The sequence below is a fragment of the Pseudorhizobium flavum genome (assembly GCF_044142885.1).
In the GTDB taxonomy this organism is placed as follows: domain Bacteria; phylum Pseudomonadota; class Alphaproteobacteria; order Rhizobiales; family Rhizobiaceae; genus Neorhizobium; species Neorhizobium flavum.
In genome coordinates this window covers 1-2,500 of the sequence record NZ_JBIOKZ010000003.1, presented here as the reverse complement: position 1 = coordinate 2,500, position 2,500 = coordinate 1, and the positions used below count along the sequence as shown (strand labels likewise).

The 2,500-nt window shown below is 55.1% G+C and carries 1 tRNA gene and 2 rRNA genes (1 of these 3 cut by a window edge); all 3 read left to right on the top strand.

The features are described 5' to 3' along the window. Positions 1–1,822, top strand: a 23S ribosomal RNA gene (locus tag ACEPP2_RS06975); it begins 1,060 nt to the left of the window's first position. A 273-nt stretch (positions 1,823–2,095) separates the two neighbouring features. Further along, a 5S ribosomal RNA gene (rrf, locus tag ACEPP2_RS06970) occupies positions 2,096–2,210 on the top strand. Positions 2,211–2,423: 213 nt separating this feature from the next. Next, positions 2,424–2,500, top strand: a tRNA-Met gene (locus tag ACEPP2_RS06965).

Genomic DNA, 2,500 nt, shown 5'->3' with positions numbered 1-2,500 from the left:
CACACGGCGGGTGCTAACGTCCGTCGTGAAGAGGGCAACAACCCTGACCTCCAGCTAAGGTCCCCAAGTCATGGCTAAGTGGGAAAGGATGTGAGGATCCCAAAACAACCAGGATGTTGGCTTAGAAGCAGCCATCATTTAAAGAAAGCGTAACAGCTCACTGGTCTAAATAAGGGTCTTTGCGCCGAAAATGTAACGGGGCTAAAGCCATGCACCGAAGCTGAGGATTTGCAGTTTACTGCAAGTGGTAGCGGAGCGTTCCGTAAGCCTGTGAAGGAGGACCCGTGAGGGCCTCTGGAGGTATCGGAAGTGCGAATGTTGACATGAGTAACGACAAAGAGGGTGAGAGACCCTCTCGCCGAAAGACCAAGGGTTCCTGCTTAAAGTTAATCTGAGCAGGGTTAGCCGGCCCCTAAGACGAGGCAGACATGCGTAGTCGATGGGAACCACGTTAATATTCGTGGGCCTGGTGGTAGTGACGGATCTCGTGTGTTGTTCAACCTTACTGGATTGGTTGTGCAGCGAAGAGGTTCCAGGAAATAGCTCCATCATTATAGACCGTACCCGAAACCGACACAGGTGGTCAGGTAGAGTATACCAAGGCGCTTGAGAGAACTATGTTGAAGGAACTCGGCAAATTGCACGCGTAACTTCGGAAGAAGCGTGACCCCTTTTTGGGCAACCAGGAAGGGGTGGCACAGACCAGGGGGTAGCGACTGTTTATCAAAAACACAGGGCTCTGCGAAGTCGAAAGACGACGTATAGGGTCTGACGCCTGCCCGGTGCTGGAAGGTTAAGAGGAGAGGTGCAAGCTTTGAATCGAAGCCCCAGTAAACGGCGGCCGTAACTATAACGGTCCTAAGGTAGCGAAATTCCTTGTCGGGTAAGTTCCGACCTGCACGAATGGCGTAACGACTTCCCCGCTGTCTCCAACATAGACTCAGTGAAATTGAATTCCCCGTGAAGATGCGGGGTTCCTGCGGTCAGACGGAAAGACCCCGTGCACCTTTACTATAGCTTTACACTGGCATTCGTGTCGGCATGTGTAGGATAGGTGGTAGGCTTTGAAGCGGGGACGCCAGTCTTCGTGGAGCCATCCTTGAAATACCACCCTTATCGTCATGGATGTCTAACCGCGGTCCGTCATCCGGATCCGGGACAGTGTATGGTGGGTAGTTTGACTGGGGCGGTCGCCTCCGAAAGAGTAACGGAGGCGCGCGATGGTGGGCTCAGACCGGTCGGAAATCGGTCGTCGAGTGCAATGGCATAAGCCCGCCTGACTGCGAGACTGACAAGTCGAGCAGAGACGAAAGTCGGTCATAGTGATCCGGTGGTCCCGCGTGGAAGGGCCATCGCTCAACGGATAAAAGGTACGCCGGGGATAACAGGCTGATGACCCCCAAGAGTCCATATCGACGGGGTTGTTTGGCACCTCGATGTCGGCTCATCGCATCCTGGGGCTGGAGCAGGTCCCAAGGGTTTGGCTGTTCGCCAATTAAAGCGGTACGTGAGCTGGGTTCAGAACGTCGTGAGACAGTTCGGTCCCTATCTGCCGTGGGTGTAGGAATATTGACAGGATCTGTCCCTAGTACGAGAGGACCGGGATGGACATATCTCTGGTGGACCTGTTGTCCTGCCAAGGGCATAGCAGGGTAGCTATATATGGAAGGGATAACCGCTGAAGGCATCTAAGCGGGAAACCCACCTGAAAACGAGTATTCCCTATCAGGGCCGTGGAAGACGACCACGTTGATAGGAGGCGTGTGGACGTGCAGCAATGCATGAAGCTTAGCCTTACTAATAGCCCGATCGACTTGATCGTTCTCATTGATAATGCTCATCACGCGTCGCAAGACGCTAAGATGCAGCCAGACGTGTTCACATAAGACCATCGCCAGCTTGTCTGGCTCCCTTGCTCGACAGAGCGCCGGGCAGCCATACAGGCCAAAGGCCGTCGCCAAGCATTTGGCGGGCCGTCCGCAGGGCAGCAGCCGGCAGGCTGCGATCAGCCCGCCAGGACAAGATCAGGCGATGAACCAAAATCCAGCTTCTCAACACATGCCAACAGAAATGTTGGTTCATTGCCCTTAATCGACCTGGTGGTCATGGCGGGGCGGCCGCACCCGTTCCCATTCCGAACACGGCCGTGAAACGCCCCAGCGCCAATGGTACTTCGTCTCAAGACGCGGGAGAGTAGGTCGCTGCCAGGTCTATTAAAGGCAATGCCGCAAAACATAAGCGGACAAAACAATCTTCTCAAAAACGAAAAACTCCCTTCCGGGCAAACGCCCGAAACAGGTGACGCGGGGTGGAGCAGCCCGTTCGGCCTAAGATCGATCCACCGGATCGATCTCTTTACGGCCTCACCTCATCAGGCTACGCCTGACATCGCTCCCGGGCAGGAAAGTCCGTATTCTTGGTGACGCGGGGTGGAGCAGCCCGGTAGCTCGTCAGGCTCATAACCTGAAGGCCGCAGGTTCAAATCCTGCCCCCGCAACCA